Annotated in this window: 14 protein-coding genes; 8 read left to right on the top strand and 6 right to left on the bottom strand. The window is 71.1% G+C overall.

Annotated features, from left to right (window positions below):
* Positions 1–2: 2 nt before the first annotated feature.
* Complete coding sequence (locus GHC57_RS03405) at positions 3–986, top strand: NADPH:quinone oxidoreductase family protein (protein WP_153341177.1); 984 nt, start codon at positions 3–5, stop codon at positions 984–986.
* A 139-nt stretch (positions 987–1,125) separates the two neighbouring features.
* On the top strand, positions 1,126–1,341 hold the full coding sequence (locus tag GHC57_RS03400; protein ID WP_153341175.1) for a hypothetical protein: 216 nt from the start codon (positions 1,126–1,128) through the stop codon (positions 1,339–1,341).
* Between the two features lie 172 nt (positions 1,342–1,513).
* Here the strand turns inward: GHC57_RS03400 and GHC57_RS03395 are convergent, their stop codons facing one another.
* From GHC57_RS03395 to GHC57_RS03375, 5 genes are all read right to left on the bottom strand, one after another.
* Positions 1,514–1,912, bottom strand: a complete 399-nt coding sequence (locus GHC57_RS03395) for a hypothetical protein (protein WP_153341173.1) — start codon at positions 1,910–1,912, stop codon at positions 1,514–1,516.
* A gap of 463 nt (positions 1,913–2,375) precedes the next feature.
* Entirely contained in the window at positions 2,376–2,720 is a 345-nt protein-coding gene (locus GHC57_RS03390; protein ID WP_153341171.1) for an STAS domain-containing protein, read from the bottom strand.
* 426 nt (positions 2,721–3,146) lie between these two features.
* Positions 3,147–5,972 carry a type I DNA topoisomerase gene (gene topA, locus GHC57_RS03385; protein WP_153341169.1) on the bottom strand — a complete coding sequence of 942 codons (2,826 nt, stop codon included), beginning with the start codon at positions 5,970–5,972 and terminating at the stop codon, positions 3,147–3,149.
* A 62-nt stretch (positions 5,973–6,034) separates the two neighbouring features.
* Entirely contained in the window at positions 6,035–7,195 is a 1,161-nt protein-coding gene (gene dprA, locus GHC57_RS03380) for a DNA-processing protein DprA (RefSeq protein ID WP_153341167.1), read from the bottom strand.
* Between the two features lie 82 nt (positions 7,196–7,277).
* Entirely contained in the window at positions 7,278–8,795 is a 1,518-nt protein-coding gene (locus tag GHC57_RS03375) for a malonate--CoA ligase (protein WP_153341165.1), read from the bottom strand.
* A 331-nt stretch (positions 8,796–9,126) separates the two neighbouring features.
* On the opposite strand from GHC57_RS03375, the gene dgcN reads away from it, so the two are divergent.
* From dgcN to GHC57_RS03345, 6 genes are all read left to right on the top strand, one after another.
* Positions 9,127–10,134, top strand: coding sequence for an N-acetyltransferase DgcN (gene dgcN, locus GHC57_RS03370; RefSeq protein WP_153341163.1), 1,008 nt, complete (start codon positions 9,127–9,129; stop codon positions 10,132–10,134).
* Positions 10,127–11,110: an N-acetyl-D-Glu racemase DgcA gene (gene dgcA, locus GHC57_RS03365; RefSeq protein WP_153341161.1), complete on the top strand. Its 984-nt coding sequence runs from the start codon at positions 10,127–10,129 to the stop codon at positions 11,108–11,110. Before dgcN ends, dgcA begins: the two co-directional genes overlap by 8 nt.
* 8 nt (positions 11,111–11,118) lie before the next feature.
* Positions 11,119–11,442 (top strand): (2Fe-2S) ferredoxin domain-containing protein, encoded by a 324-nt coding sequence (locus tag GHC57_RS03360; protein WP_153341158.1) that lies wholly within the window; start codon positions 11,119–11,121, stop codon positions 11,440–11,442.
* 405 nt (positions 11,443–11,847) lie between these two features.
* Positions 11,848–12,903, top strand: coding sequence for a putative metalloprotease CJM1_0395 family protein (locus GHC57_RS03355; protein ID WP_153341156.1), 1,056 nt, complete (start codon positions 11,848–11,850; stop codon positions 12,901–12,903).
* Positions 12,904–13,229: 326 nt separating this feature from the next.
* A complete protein-coding gene (locus GHC57_RS03350; protein WP_153341154.1) occupies positions 13,230–13,733 on the top strand; it encodes a DsrE family protein in 504 nt (167 codons plus the stop codon).
* A 97-nt stretch (positions 13,734–13,830) separates the two neighbouring features.
* Positions 13,831–14,259 carry a tellurite resistance TerB family protein gene (locus tag GHC57_RS03345; RefSeq protein ID WP_153341153.1) on the top strand — a complete coding sequence of 143 codons (429 nt, stop codon included), beginning with the start codon at positions 13,831–13,833 and terminating at the stop codon, positions 14,257–14,259.
* A 15-nt stretch (positions 14,260–14,274) separates the two neighbouring features.
* Here the strand turns inward: GHC57_RS03345 and GHC57_RS03340 are convergent, their stop codons facing one another.
* Complete coding sequence (locus GHC57_RS03340; RefSeq protein WP_153341151.1) at positions 14,275–15,162, bottom strand: hypothetical protein; 888 nt, start codon at positions 15,160–15,162, stop codon at positions 14,275–14,277.
* Positions 15,163–15,186: the final 24 nt, after the last annotated feature.

Genomic DNA, 15,186 nt, shown 5'->3' with positions numbered 1-15,186 from the left:
CCATGCGCGCCGCCGTCTGCCCCGCCGTCTCCTCCCACAAGGCCCTGCGACTCGAGGACATTCCGCCGCCCCCCATGATCCCGGGCGGTGTGCGCATCCGTGTGGCGCGGGCCGGGCTGAACTTCGCGGACAGCCTCATCACCGCCGGCACGTACCAGGAAAAGCCCGAACCGCCGTTCGTGCCCGGGTTCGAACTGGCCGGCACCGTGATCGAGGTGGCCGACGACGTCTCGGCCGTCGCGGTCGGGGATCGGGTGATGGCCATGCCGCCGCATGGGGCCTTCGCCGAAGAGGCCGTGGTGCCCGAGGGCGCGGTCTGGCCCCTGGCGGAGGGCATGAGCATGGCCGCCGGCGCGGCGTTTCCCATCGCCTACGGCACCTCGCACTTCGGCCTGTTCGACCGGGCCCGGCTGCAACCGGGCGAAGTGGTGCTGGTCCACGGCGCGGCCGGGGGCGTGGGCCTGACCGCCGTGGAGTGCGCCAAGGCCGGCGGCGCCACCGTCATCGCCACCGCCACCGGCCCGGAGAAGCTGGCCATCGCCGCCCGGCACGGCGCCGACCACGGCATCGATTCGCGGGCCGAGGACATCCGGGCGCGCGTGCTGGAGCTGACCGGCGGTCGGGGCGCCGATGTGGTCTATGATCCCGTGGGCGGGCCGCTGTTCGATGCCTCGTTGCGCTGCACGGCCCCGGACGGGCGGTTGCTGGCGGTGGGATTCGCCAGCGGCACGGTGCCGCAGATCCCCGCCAACCGGCTGCTGGTCAAGAACCTGTCGGTGATCGGGTTCTACTGGGGGGCCTATATGCGCATCGCGCCGGCGCGGGTGCGGTCCTGCATGGCCGAGCTGGCGCGCTGGCACGACGAGGGCCGCCTTGCGCCGCGCGTCTCGGCCGAGTTCCCGCTGGAGGATGTGGTCCAGGCCATCGACACGCTGCTGGGTCGCGGCGTGACCGGCAAGCTGGTGCTGACCCTCGGCGAGGGCTGAACCCAGGATCGGCACAGGATCACCCCCGCCTCTTCCCTTGCGCGAACCGGGCGTGTCACACTTGACGGGTCCAGGATGGCCGCGCCGCCCGGAGGAGCCAGCAGGCGCCGGTCATCGCGAACACAAGGGGAGGAGCGCCATGAGCAGCGCCAGAAGGGTCACCGTCGGGCAGACGTGGCGCGTCACCAAGCCGTTCCGGGTCAACCGCAACGGCAACAAGTTCTCGGTGCCGGTGGGCGGCATGCTGCAGATCAAGACGGTGCCGCAGGCGGCGAACGAGATCTGGGTTACGTTCGAGGGCACCCGCTTCAAGATCTCGGCCGAGAACATCGAGGCGCACGCCCAGCCGGTCTGAGCCCGGCGGCACGGGCGCCGCGATTGAGAATACCACGGCGTCATCCCGCGCGAGAGAAGCAAGCCGAGGGATCTCGGGCCGGGACGTGTCTCTCGCGCATCCGACGCTCACGACCGCACGAGATCCTTCGCCGCGTTCAACGGCCGAGGATGACGCGAAAGCGCCGGCGGGATCAGGCGCTCTGGGCGCAGAGCAGGCGTTCCTGGTCTTCCGACAGCGCCAGCACGCGCGCCGTGAACCGCCCGGACCGCGGATTGGCGGCGGCCAGGGTGATCTCGATGGGCTCGACGAAGGCCGACTCGTCCGGCGCATCCGACTCGGAGACCAGTTCCAGGGTGGCGCGACGGCCCTTCGGCGGCAGGGGCGCCTTCTCGCCGGCCACGGGCGCCACGGCGACCTGCCCATTCAGGGCCAGATCGTCGGTCACGCTCACCAGGCACGGCAGACCGTTCAGGCGCGCCCGCACGCAATGGCGGGGCGTCTCCGCACGGGCGGGGGTCCTGGCGGTCGCCGCCTCACGGGCACGGTCGTCCGTCTCGCAGTGATCCTGACGCTGGATGATCGCATCCATGGCGCTGAACTCCCTGGGCTCTGGGTTCCCCCAAGTCAAACACTCACCCCCAACCAAACCCGGCCCGCACGGACCCGCCGGTGGCGGTCCCCGCGCCGGCCCCGTGCGTTCGAGGGATCATTTCGTGGGCGCCTGTGTCGTGACGGCGCGTGATCCCGTTCCTTGCCCGGCGGCCTGCTCGGCGACACTTCTGTTACGATACCATGAGACCCTTCGTCCAAGGAGTCCGAAGGGGGGATGGCATCGTTCTTTCGACTGTTGCAGCGGAGCATCAGAGTGGGAAGGCCCCGCCTCCGCTCCCGCACAAGCCTTCAGGAAACACCAACTCCGCCCCGTTCGACAACCCGGACAAAAGTCAGGGTCGGGCGGTCAGAGCCAGGCGGTCGGATCGGGACGCGATTCCCAACCGAAGGATGGGATCCCGCGGCGGGAGGCCGAGTCGGCCCGCCGGGGCCGGCGGCGCTCAGGCCGCCGCGATTCCGGACCCGTCGGGATCGAGGCCGGGCAGGTGCGGGTCCACCTCGAACAGGTCGCTGACGTGGGCCTGTTCCAGGATGGCCCAGGCGGCGGGGCCGACGCCGCGCAGGCGGCACAGGCATTCGCGGTGTTCCGCCAGTTCCTGCGCCATCAGCAGCATGCCGATGCCGCTGGAATCGATGAAGTTGACGTCCGAGAGGTCCAGCACGAAGGTCGAGGGCGCGGCCCGGCTCAGATGATCCAGGACAGCGTTGAACCGCTCGAAATCCGCATGGGTCAGGGACCCGCACAGATGCACCAGGGCCGTGTCGTCCCACTGCTTGAAGATCATGGAGCCTCTCTTCCGTTCCCGCCTGCCGCATCCAAAAAAGGACCCTGGCTCTCGACCAACCGGCCTGCCCTGTCTGTTACGAATCCGCAACACTCTACCCGGAACGTCGTGGCGAAACCGCACCTCTCCGTTATACACCAATCTCCAAAGGAGGACCACTCCTGCGAAAGAAGGTGACCCGTCTGCTCGGCATCAACAAACGCGCCGCATCAGGCACACCAACACGGACACGATACAAACGCCAGAACGCTGCTCGGGTTCCAGGGATCGCATTCGCCTTCGCGGATCATTCTAAGTCAAAAACAGTCGCCTCACCTCGTGACGGTTTGGCGACACCGCTTTCCCCCTGCGCCCGGCGTCCCGCCGCGAGACTCCGCCACCCCATCAGGGTAAGCCGCAAGGGTTTCCGTTCGGTAACCGGCGGGCCTATCCGGCCGGTTCGGACTTCCGACTCCGGGTCGTCTTCGAGGCGGTCCCTGACGCAGAGGACGACGCCTTGGTCGCCTTGGTCGCCTTGGGCTTGGTGGCCGTCTTGGTCGTCTTCGAGGCGCTGGCCGCCGTCTTGCGCTTGGTCGTGCCGGTGGACGCCTTGGCGGCCCCCGCCTTGCCGGCCCCCGGGCTCTTGCCGGCCGGCGCCGCATCGCCCCCCTGGGTCTTGGCCGCGTCTTTTTCCGCCTTGCGCTGAATCAACTCCAACGCCCGCTCCAGCGTCAAGGACTCGATGTTCTCCCGGTCCGCCTTCAGCAGCGAGGCGCGCGCCTTGCCGTGCTCCACATAGGGACCGAACCGGCCGTCCTTGAGCACGACGGGCTTGCCGTCCTGGGGATGATCGCCCAACGCCCGCGCCGCCATGCGCACGCGCCCGCCTCCCTGCTGCGCCAGCAGGTCCACGGCGCGGTTCAGGCCGATGGTCAGCACCAGGAGCGGGTCATCGTCCTTGGGCAGCGACTTGTAGGCGTCGCCGTGCTTCAAGTATGGGCCGAATCGACCCAGCCCGGCCTGGATCATGGCGCCGTCGTCCGGATGCGGACCCACGTCGCGCGGCAGCGCCAGCAGGCCGAGCGCGACCTGCAGATCCACCCGGTCCGCGTCCAGTCCCTTCGGCAGCGAGGCGCGGGGCGGTTTCGGCCCCATCTTGGGCTTGCCGGTCTTGGTCTCGCCGATCTGTTCCTGTTCGCCCAACTGGACGTACAAACCGTAGGGCCCCTTGCGCAGGGTCACGGCCTTGCCGGTCTCCGGGTCGGTGCCCAGCAGGCGCGGCCCGGCGGCCAGATCCTCGGCCCCGCCGTCGTCGTCGGCGGTGGCCACGAGCTGGCGCGTGAAGCGGCACTCGGGATAGTTCGAGCAGCCGATGAAGGCGCCGAACTTGCCCAGCCGCAGCCCCAGTCGGCCGTCGCCGCAACTGGGGCAGGCGCGCGGGTCCTTGGCGTCGTCGCCCTCCTCGGGCGGCGGGAACAGGTGGGGCTCCAGTTCGGCGTCGAGCGCGTCCAGCACCTCGGAGACCCGCAGCCCCTGGATCTGGTCCACGGCCGCCTTGAAGTCGGCCCAGAAATCGCGCAGCACGGTCTGATAGCCCAGCGCCCCGGCCGAGATCTCGTCCAGCTTGTTCTCAAGCTCGGCGGTGAAGGAATACTCCACGTACCGCGCGAAAAAGTTCTCCAGGAACGCGGTCACGACCCGCCCCCGGTCCTCGGGCACGAATCGGCGGCTCTCCAGGCGGACGTAATCGCGCTCCTGCAGCACGTGCAGAATGCTGGCATAGGTGGAGGGGCGGCCGATGCCCAACTCCTCCATCTTCTTCACCAGACTGGCCTCGGAGTAGCGCGGCGGCGGCTGGGTGAAGTGCTGCTCGGCCTTCACCTCGCGCCGCTCCACCGCGTCGCCCTCATGCAGCGGCGGCAGGATGCGCGACGAGTCGTCATCGCCCTCCGCCGCGTCGTCCCGGCTTTCGGCGTAGACCTTCAGGAACCCGTCGAAGGTGATGACCGAACCCGTGGCCCGCAGCACCGCCGCACCGTTGGCGGCGGTCAGGTCCACGGCCACCTGATCCAGCTCGGCGCTCGCCATCTGGCTGGCGATGGTGCGCTTCCAGATCAGCTCGTAGAGCGCAAGCTGCTCCTTGGACACATAGGGGGCCACCATGGCCGGCGTGCGGCCGGGATCGGTGGGGCGGATGGCCTCGTGCGCCTCCTGGGCGTTCTTGGCCTTGGTCTTGTACATGCGCGGGTTGTCCGGCAGGTACCGCCCGCCGAAATCGCGTTCGACCGCCGCTCGGGTGGCCTGGATCGCCTCCGGCGCCATCTGCACGCCGTCGGTTCGCATGTAGGTGATGAGCCCCACGGTCTCGCCGCCCAGCGTGATGCCCTCGTACAGGCGCTGGGCCACGCTCATGGTGCGCGAGGCGGAGAAATAGAGCTTGCGCGACGCCTCCTGCTGGAGGGTCGAGGTCGTGAACGGCGGCGCCGGGTTGCGCTTGGTGGTCTTGCGCTCGACCTTGCCGACGGTGAAGCCCGTGCCCTCGATGGCCGCCACGGCCGCCTTGGCCGCCGCCTCGTCGGGCAGGCCGAACTTGTCCAGCTTCTGGCCGTCCAGGTGGGTCAGGCGGGCGGTGAAAGGCTGGCCGCCGCCCCGGCCGCCGTCCTGGTCGGTGGTGGCCATCAGGGCCTCGACGGTCCAGTACTCGCGCGCCCGGAAGCGCTCGATCTCGGCTTCGCGCTCGCAGATCAGGCGCAGCGCCACCGACTGCACGCGGCCGGCGGAGCGGCTGCCGGGCAGCTTGCGCCACAGCACCGGGGACAGGTTGAACCCCACGAGATAGTCCAGGGCGCGGCGCGCCAGATAGGCCTCGATCAGCTCCTGATGCAGATCGCGCGGCGCCGCCATCGCATTGGTGACGGCGGTCTTGGTGATGGCGTTGAAGGTGATCCGGTGCACCGGCTTCCCGCCCAGCACCTTGCGCTTCGCCAGCACGTCGCGGACATGCCACGAGATGGCCTCGCCCTCGCGGTCGGGGTCGGTGGCGAGATAGAGGGCGTCCGCGTTGCGCACCGCCTCGGCGATCTCGCGGACATGCTTTTCCGACTTGGGGCCGACCTCCCACTTCATGGCGAAGTCGTGCTCCGGGTCCACCGCGCCGTCCTTGGCCTCCAGATCCCGGACGTGGCCGAACGACGCCAGCACCTTGAAGTCGTCTCCAAGGTACTTGTTGATGGTTTTCGCCTTTGCCGGCGATTCGACAACAACCACGCGCATGAGCGGCGTTCGCCTTTCGTCCTGTCCGGATCAAGCCTGCCGTCCGGCGGCAGGCCGGCCGGTCAGGGCGTCGTCAGCAGCGCCACCCGTCCTCCGGGTAGCCGCTCCAGGCGGCCGGCCAGTTCCAGTTCCAGGAGAACGACCGCCACGACGGATACGGACAATTGGCAGCCGCGGATGAGTTCGTCAACCGTCACCGGGGCCGGACCGAGCGCCTCCAGGATGGTCGCCCGGGCCGCATCGACCTCGGCGTCCGAGGGTGGCGGCACCGTTTCGGCGCGGAAATCCGCCGCCGCCGGCTCGCGCAGGGGCGCGCGCAGCAGGTCGGCCAGACCGCGCAGCACATCGTCTGCAGATTCCGTCAGGGTGGCACCGTCGCGCAACAGCCGGTTGGGGCCGGCGGCCCGGCCGTCCAGCGGCGAGCCGGGCACGGCGAACACCTCGCGGCCCTGCTCCCCGGCCAGCCGCGCGGTGATGAGCGAGCCGGAACGGGCGGCAGCCTCCACCACCACCACGCCCAGCGCGATGCCGCTGATGATGCGGTTGCGGCGCGGGAAGTGGCGGGCCTGGGGGGCCTCGCCCAGCGGCATTTCCGAGACCACCGCGCCCTGTTCCGCCAGCGCGTCATAGAGCGGCTGGTTCTCGGGCGGATAGACCACGTCCACCCCGCCGGCGAGCACCGCGACCGTGCCGCCCGCGCCCAGCGCGCCTGCCGACAACGCGCCCTGGTGAGCGGCGGTGTCGATGCCCCGGGCCATGCCGGAGACCACCAGCACGTCGGCCCGCGCCAGATCCTGGGCCAGCCGGTGCGCCAGCTTGCGCCCGTTCAGCGAGGCATTGCGCGCCCCCACCACGGCGACCCCGCGCCGCTCCAGCAGGGCCGGATGCCCGCGCACGAACAGCAGGGGTGGACTGTCCTCCAGCGGGGCCAGGGCGGGAGGATAGTGCGGCTCACCATGGGCCACGACCGCCACCCCGGCGCGGTCCAGCGCGGCCAGCTCCCGTTCCGCCGCACCCTTGCCATGGACGCGCAGCGGCTTGCCGCGCCCGCCCCGGCGCGCCAGCGCGGGCAGCGCCTCCAGCGCGGCCGCCACCGTGCCGTACTGCCGGATCAGGCGGTGGAAGGTGATGGGGCCGACGTTCTCGCTGCGGATCAGGCGCAGCCAGTCGAGCCGCTCGGCGTGGGACAGAACCATGGAGTCGGCGAAACCCGTATGCAACATGCGTGTACCATGGCCCGGGTACACGCAAAGCACAATGGGTTTTGTGGCGGAGACCGTGCCGCCCCCGTTTCCGACGCCCTCCCTACCCCTTGAACAGGTCCGCATGCTGGTCGCGCAACTGGGCCTTCTGCACCTTGCCCATGGTGTTGCGCGGCAGTTCGGGCACGAAGAACACCCGCTTGGGCGTCTTGTAGTTCGCGAGGTGGTCCTTGCAATGCGCGATCACGGCCGCCTCGTCGGGGGCGCCCGCGCCCTCCGGCACCACCACGGCCACCACGCCTTCGCCGAAGTCGGGATGGGGCACGCCGATCACCGCGCTTTCGACCACGCCCGGCAGGTCGTCGATGACCGATTCGACCTCCTTCGGATAGACGTTGTAGCCGCCCGAGATCACCAGATCCTTGGCGCGGCCGACGATGAACAGATAGCCCCGGTCGTCGATCCGCCCCACATCGCCGGTGCGGAACCAGCCGTCGGCGGTGAACTCCTCGGCGGTCTTCCCGGGCAGGCGCCAATAGCCCTTCATGACGTTGGGGCCGCGCACCTGGATGCCGCCGATCTCCCCGGTGGGCAGCGGCGTGTCCGCGTCGTCCGCCACCCGGACCTCCACCTGAGGGAACGGAAACCCGACCGAACCCGGCCGGCGCTCGGCGTCATACGGGTTGCCGGTGAGCATGCCGGTCTCGGTCATGCCGTAGCGCTCCAGGATGGCGTGGCCGGTGCGGGCGCTGAACGCCTCGTGGGTCTCGGCCAGCAGCGGCGCCGACCCGGCGGTGAACAGCCGCATGGACGCACAGGCCGCGCGGTCGAAATCGTCGCCCGCCAGCAGGCGCACATAAAAGGTGGGCACGCCCATGAACGCGGTCGCCCGGGGCAGGTGGCGCAGCACCTCGGCGCGGTCGAATCCGGGCAGCCAGATCATCGACGCCCCGGCGAGAAGCACGCAGTGGCAGGCCACGAACAGACCGTGGGCGTGGAAGATCGGCAGGGCGTGCAACAGCACGTCGTCCGCCGTGAAGCGCCAGGACTCGACCAGATCCAGGCCGTTGGCGGCCAGATTGCGGTGGGTCAGCATGGCCCCCTTGGGCTTGCCGGTGGTGCCGCTGGTGTAGAGCATCGCCGCCAGATCGTCCGCCGCGCAGGCCACGACGGGGAAATCCGCCGGGGCGGCGTCGGCGGCCTCGACCAGCGAGCCCGTGCCGTCCGTCCCCAGGGTCAGCACCAGCGGATCGCCATGCCTGGCCGCGATGCCGCGCACGGTCTCTTCGTCGGTCGGGCGACAGACCACGGCCGCCGGCTCGGCGTTGCCCACCAGGAAGTCCACTTCGTCCGGCCGGTACGCCGTGTTCATGGGCAGGAACACGAACCCGCCGCGCAGGCAGGCCAGATACAGCACCAGCGCCTCGGGCGACTTGTCCACCTGCACCGCCACCCGGTCACCCTTCCGCACGCCCCGGTCCGCCAGCGCCCGCGCCATGCGGGCCGCGCCGGCCTCGACGTCGGCATAGCGCCACACGGTGCCGTCGCCGGTCTCCAGCAACACCTTGGCGCGGTCTGCGGGGAAGCGGGACTCGATCAGGCTGTACAGGGACTCGGACATGGCAGGGCCTCTCGCTGGGAGCCAACGGGGGTGGGGCGAACCGACGCCTTATACACACCCCCTTTTCCCGAGGCAAAAGGGCGCATAGGGTCTGCTCCGAGTCAGTCCAACGGCATCTGACGATGACCGTTGAGTCCGTGGCCGGCCCGCTCCCCCACCCGGCCACCCAACACCAGTATGCGATGGGTGGCCGGGTGGGGGAGTGGGCCGGTGCCGCCCTGGCACCGCTGCGCGGTGCCAGATTTCAAGAATGGGCGCCCTTGGGGCGCCCGGGGCGGGTGAGTCACACGCACCCGCCGTTGGGATCAGACGCCGCGAGAGGCCCACCCCCATGACCCTGAGCCAACCCTACCTGCTTTTCCTCGGCGATGCCGCCGACCACCTGGCCGCCAAGACGGCGCGCGGGATCCACCAGTTCCGACCGGAGGCCTGCGTCGGCCAGCTCCGCCTGCCCGGCTGCAAGACCACGCTGGGCCTGCCGGACATGACGGTCGAGGACGCGGCCGCGCGCGGGGCCGCCACCCTGGTGGTGGGCGTGGCCAACCGGGGCGGCGTGATCGGCGAGGCCTGGCGCGGCGTCTTCCTGGAGGCGCTGGCCGCCGGCCTGGACATCGCGGCCGGCCTGCACAACCGCCTCAACGACATCCCGGAGTTGGTGGAGGCCGCCCACGAGAACGGCCGCGTGCTGCACGACGTGCGCCACCCGACCGAAACCTATCCGGTCGCCCACGGCGTGCCCCGCTCGGGCAAGCGCGTGCTGGCCGTGGGCACGGACTGCTCGGTGGGCAAGATGTACGCCATGCTCGCCATGGAACGGGCCATGAAGGCGCGGCACCTTAACGTGGACTTCCGCGCCACCGGGCAGACCGGCATCCTGATCGCCGGCGGCGGCGTGAGTGTGGACGCCGTGGTCGCGGACTTCATCTCCGGCGCGACCGAGACCCTGTGCCCGGCCCACGACGACGACCATTATGATCTGGTGGAGGGTCAGGGCAGCCTGTTCCATGCGTCGTACGCGGGCGTCTCGCTGGGGCTGCTGCACGGGGCGCAGCCGCAGTATCTGGTGCTCTGCCACGAGCCGGGCCGCCCGCACATGCGCGGCCTGCCGGGCTTCCCCCTGCCCGACCTCAAGGACTGCATGGACCTGAACCTGCGCTGCGCCCGGCTGGTCAGCCCGGACGTCAAGTTCATCGGGGCCTGCTTCAACACCTCGGCCCTGGACGATGATGCCGCCCGCCGCGTCATGCACGAGGCCAGCGAGGACCTGGGCCTGCCCGTGGTGGACCCGGTGCGCACGGGGGTCGATCCGCTGGTGGATCGGCTGCTGTCCGATGGCTGACCTGCGGGTTGAGATCGAGCGCTGGCCCATCGCCGGCGGCTTCACGATTTCGCGCGGCACCCGGACCGAGGCCGTGGTGGTGGTCGCCACGCTCGTGGAGGGGTCGATCTGGGGTCGGGGCGAATGCGTGCCCTATGCGCGCTACGGCGAAACGCCGGAGGCGGTGGCCGAGGCCATCGAGGCCCTGCGCGGCGACCTGGCCCTGGGTCTGGACCGCGCGGGACTGCGGGCGCGCCTGCCGGGCGGTGCGGCGCGCAACGCGGTGGACGCCGCGCTGTGGGACCTGGAATGCAAGCGCACCGGACAGCGGGCCTGGGACCTGGCGGGCGTGGCGGCCCCGCCGACGCGCATGGTGACGGCGGAGACTCTGTCCATCGCCGAGCCCGCCGCCATGCGGGACAAGGCGGCCGCGCTGTCGGATCGTCCCCTGCTCAAGGTCAAGGTGGGCGCGGACGGCGCGCTGGAGCGGATCGCCGCCGTGCGCGAGGGCGCCCCCGCCTCGGAACTGATCGTGGACGCCAACGAAGCGTGGAGCGTGGATCAGCTTCGCGCCCTGCTGCCCGATCTGGCCCGCCTGCGGGTCGGCCTGCTGGAACAGCCGCTGCCGGCCGACGAGGACGGCGGACTGGCCGGGCTCACCTCGCCCGTCCCCCTGTGCGCCGACGAAAGCGCCCATACCTCGGGGGATATCGACCGGCTGGCGACGCTCTACGACGCCGTCAACATCAAGCTGGACAAGACCGGCGGCCTGACCGAGGCCCTGGACATGGCGGCGGCGGCCCGCGTCCGGGGGCTCGGCCTGATGGTCGGCTGCATGGTGGGCACATCGCTGGCCATGGCGCCGGCCACCGTGGTCGCCGCGACCGCCGATTTCGTGGACCTGGACGGCCCGGTCTTGCTGGGCAAGGACCGCGTGCCCGCCATCGCCTATGACCGGGGCTGGATGAGCCCCGTCCCGGCCGGCCTCTGGGGCTGAGGGGCGTCATGAGCGGCGATGCCGGCCCGCCCCCCGTGATCGCCTGCGTCAAGGCGCGCCCCGCCGGCGCGCCCTCGTGCGGGGGCGCCGGGTCGCGGGCCGTGCTGGAGGCCCTGCGCGCGGAAGCGGCCCGGCGCGGCCTGCCCCTCCGCATCGAGGAGGTCCAGTGCCTGGGCCGCTGCCAACAGGGTCCGACCCTGCGCATCCTGGCCGGCGCGTTCTTTACCGGCATGACGCCGGGCCGCGTCGGCGAGGTCTGCGACGCCCTGGCCGCGCAAGTATTCCCGGCGGCAGGACGGCACCGGCCCACTCCCCCTCCCGGCCACCCATAGGATACTGGCGTTGGGTGGCCGGGTGGGGGAGTGGGCCAGCCACGGACTCCAACGGTCCTCGGCAGAGGCCGTTGGTAACATATCTGTCCGACCCTGCGCATCCTGGCCGGCGCGTTCTTCACCGGCATGACCGAGGCCCGCGTCGGCGAGGTCTGCGACGCCCTGGCCGCGCATGAGGCCCCGGCCGCCGCGACTCGGGACTCGCCCCAGGACGCCCCGCGCTCGTGGCAGCCCTCCCGAACCTCTTGATTTCCGCGCAGTCCGACACGACCGTTGAAACGCGATCGATCCGATCTTATGTTGGATTTTAGAGGGTTTCAGCGTTTTTTCCGGAGGGAACCGTCCCGGGTCCGGCGAGGTCGTCTCCCGCCGTCCGGGACCATTGCGTGAGGCTGCGGGACGCTCATGCAGGCCGATGTCATCATTCAGGCGGCGACGCCGCAGGTTCTGACCCAGCGCGGCCCGGCCGCGGTGGAAGAGCCGTCCGCGCGCCTCAACCGCCAGGGTCCGAACAGCCAGCAGGGCTCGACGCGCGGGGCCGCGGCGGCGTCGGGCGCGCGGGGTCCGACCCGGCCCGCCTTCACCATCGCCGGCAGCGCCCCCTCCCTGTCCACCGAGATGATCGGCGTGTTCGGCGGCCTGAACGGGTCGCAGGAGGCCACCACGGGCGGCGTCTCCCGTCCCATCGACCCCCTGACCGGCGAACTGGCCGAGATCGACCCGCTGACCGGCGAACCCGAGTTCACGGACCCGGCCTCGGTCGAGGTGGGCGCCTTACCCGGCGCGGCCGGCGGGATGGGCTCCGGTGGAGCCTCTGGCGGGCGGGGCGAGGATGCCGCCGGGGCGGACGGGCTGACCGAGGCCGAACGCGCCGAGGTCCGCCGCCTGCAGGCCATCGACCGCCGGGTGCGCCAGCACGAGGCCGCGCATCGGGCCGCCGGGGCCGGAGTCACCGGCCCGGCCAGCTATACCTTCGTGACCGGCCCGGACGGCAAGCAATACGCCGTGGCCGGCGAGGTCCCCATCCGGGTCACCGCCAGCGGCGGCGATCCGGAACAGGTCATCCGCGACATGGAGCAGGTCCGGCGCGCCGCCCTGGCCCCGGCGGATCCCTCCCCCGCCGACCGCGCCGCCGCCGCCGCCGCACAGGCCGCCGCGACCCAGGCGGAAGCCGATGTGCGGCGCCAGGAGCGGGCCGAGGAGGCCGAGGCCGACGCCGAGCGCGAGGCCGCGGAGGCGGAGGCCGCCGCCCGGCAGCGGACCGACGCGGCGGACGCGGACTCGACCGGCGCCTTCGCGGCCGCCGCGGCGGCCTATGGCAGCGCCGATACCCTGGCGCTCCTGCGACCCGGGAGCGGTCAGACCCGGGGCGATGGCTTCGGTGCGGCCATGGGGGCCGCCGATGACGCCGCCGGCCCGCCCGACGCCCGCGTCCGCGCGCCGCTCAACATGGTGGCCTGAGCCCCCCGTCCCTGTCCGGTCCCTGTCCCGCGCCTGATCCTTCAGCCGCTTCGCGGCGTCAGGATGACATCCTATCATTTTAGTGTGTCATCCCGAGTGAGCGAAGCGAGACGAGGGATCTCGAGAGGCCTGCTCTGACGGCGCGGAAGCGGTTTGCGCCTTCGGCGCCGGCCCGCCCGACGACGTCTCGCAATGCGCCAAAGGTCCCTTCACCCGATTGCTCTGCGCCCACCCGCGTTGCCTCTTGACGCGACAGGGATCGACCCATCACAACCGATGACACCCTGCCCTCGCGCCCAGCCCTCGCGACCAGAAGGACTCCGAGCATGCCCCCTGCCGCATCCGCCCGGCGCCTGTCCGTCCGTGCCGCCACCCGCGGCCTGTGTGGCGCCGTCGCCCTCGCCCTGGTCCTCGCTTTTGCGGCCGCCCCCGGCCCGGCCGCCGCCGGGGAAACGGAGCTGTCCGAGCCCCTGCCCGGCTTCGACAATCCCCGTCAGATCATTCTGCAACTGACCACCGCCGACGAACGCGAAGCCAACAGCATCCTGTGGAACGCGATCAACCTGCAGAAGTTCTACGGCATCGACAACGTGCAAATCGCGATCGTCGCCTATGGCCAGGGCATGCAGATGCTCTACCAGGACAGTCCGGTGGCCGACCGCATCGCCAGCCAACTGAAGTACGACATCGAGTACGTGGCCTGCGGCAACACCATGGAGACCACGGGGCACACCCCGGATGATCTGGTGCCCGGCGTGGACTGGGTGACGGCCGGCATCGCCGAGATCGTCGAGCGCCAGTTGCGCGGCTGGATCACGGTGTCTCCCTGACCACAGGGCCGGCGCGGCGCTCGCCTGTTTTGCTTGAGCCGCCGGATCCGCCCGGCTAAGGTCTTTTCCCATGCCGCAGAGAGTGACGGATCCTGACATGAACTCCGAGCCCAAGCTGACCCTCTCCCAGCACGAAGCGCTGATCTACACCATGGTCCTGGCGTCCGCCGTGGACACGGCCGTGAAGGACGTGGAACTGCAGACCATGGGCGCGATCGTCCGCTTCCTTCCGGTGTTCACCGGATTCGACCCGGACGCCCTGCCCCGCGCCGTGGAATCCTGCATGCAGCTTGTGTCCTCGGGCGAACACGGGGTGGAAGAGGCCGTGGCCGTCATCCGCGACAGCCTGCCGCCGACCCTGCGCGAGACCGCCTATGCTCTCGCGCTGGACGTGATCGCCGCCGACGGACAGGCCCTGCAGGAGGAACTGCGCCTGCTGGAGATCCTGCGCCACCGCCTGGACATCGACCGGCTGGTGGCCGCCGGCATCGAGCGCGGCGCGCGCGCCCGCTGGGCGCGGGGCTGACGCCCCCGCCCGGTCTTATCCCCGCGACGACAGGCGGGGCGCGCCGACCGCGCCACCGTGGCCGTGGTCGTCGGCCGGGTGGGCGTCGGGACTGACATCCGGCACCAGTTCATCGCGGATGGCATAGCCACGCAGCCAGCCGCCCACCACCCGGTGGCGAACGTCGTGCAGCCAGGACTCCTCCGGCCAGGGCGCGATGCGCCACCACCAGGCCGCGCCCTCCACCTCCGGTTCGATGCCGTGCAGCAGATCCGCGGCGGCCGTCGGCCGGTCCGCCGTCACCTCCTGCCGTTCGGTGTCGGTCACCAGACAGACCGGGCACGGCGCCCCCATCAGGGCGTCCAGGTGATCGGCGATCAGGCGACGCCGGAACGGCTCCAGCATGTCCGGCGCGATGCCGTGCCGCGCCTCCAGCCAGCGGCACGGCAAAAGCGGAAGCTGCGACAGCACGTTGCAAGACACCACCAGATCCGCGCGGTCCCGCTCGGGGATCGCCGCCCGCGTCGGCGGCAGGGGCGACCCGATGGGCAGCTTGCGGACCGCATGCACCACGCCGGTGATATCGCCCGGCATCAGTTCGACCGACGTCATGCGCAGCCCGGCCATCCGCACCGACGGCATGAACATCAAGTCCACCAGCACCACCCGGCGGAACAGCAGCGCGAGCGGCTCCAGCGGAATGTCGCTGGCCAGCCCGGCCCCGACCACCACCACCGTATCCCACCGATCCAGGCGGGCGGCGCAATCCAGGATCACGCGATGGGTCTCGCGCAGGTGCGGTTGCCAGGCCCGCCGGTTGCGCCGTCGGCGCGCATCGGTGGCGATCAGTTCCCGTAGATAGCCCATCTGGCGAAGCGGGCGGGGCGCGGGGGTCAGGCTGTGTCGGATCCACTCGACAATCATGAACGGCCGGTGCTTTCGGTCAGG

Origin of the sequence: Roseospira navarrensis, assembly GCF_009601025.1 — a bacterium.
In the GTDB taxonomy this organism is placed as follows: domain Bacteria; phylum Pseudomonadota; class Alphaproteobacteria; order Rhodospirillales; family Rhodospirillaceae; genus Rhodospira; species Rhodospira navarrensis.
Note: the sequence above shows the minus strand (reverse complement) of the source record. Positions and strands in the feature narration are given on the sequence as shown.